The organism is Neisseria sp. HMSC067H09, from assembly GCF_001814135.1.
In the GTDB taxonomy this organism is placed as follows: domain Bacteria; phylum Pseudomonadota; class Gammaproteobacteria; order Burkholderiales; family Neisseriaceae; genus Neisseria.
In genome coordinates, this window is the sequence record NZ_KV814836.1 from 1 (window position 1) to 511 (window position 511).

The 511-nt window shown below is 38.7% G+C and carries 1 protein-coding gene; it reads left to right on the plus strand.

What is annotated here, in order from left to right; all coding sequences use genetic code 11:
* Positions 1 to 502 (plus strand): hypothetical protein (locus HMPREF2954_RS12595; protein WP_168165585.1); only part of this gene is annotated, 502 nt, incomplete at its 5' end.
* Positions 503 to 511 lie beyond the last annotated feature (9 nt).

A 511-nucleotide genomic window follows, 5' to 3' on the forward strand; every position in this document is an offset into this window, starting at 1 on the left:
GACAGGCAATGGCAAACCTGTCCCAAATCCAACGAACACAAAACATTTGATTAATTATGCCCTCAATATTCCGAGAAATCTGGGGAAAATACGTAATATCTATTTAGAATTAAAGAATAAACTAAATGTTCAAGAAACACCTTACTCAACGGCCGCCCTACTGCGCTCGCTGATAGAGTTAAGTTGCGACTACTATATTTTACACAATGGCAACATAGTATTTAACGATGGAAGCACTACGGAACCGGTTTTAGAGAATTCAAAATTGAGGGTAAAAATCTTGGGTGTCGCACAGGATATCCATCATAAGGATCGCGGGCTTATCAATAAAAAACAATTAGCCACATTAAAGCTTGAATGCCCTAAACGGGGAACCGATACGGGCAGTTTGGATATATTGCATAGTACGCTGCATAATTATTCGCATGAGATTAGTCCGCAGCAGATTATTGTTGCACACAATAATTTTGAACCGCTCATCAGCGCCATATGGAGAAAATAAATTTGAAAA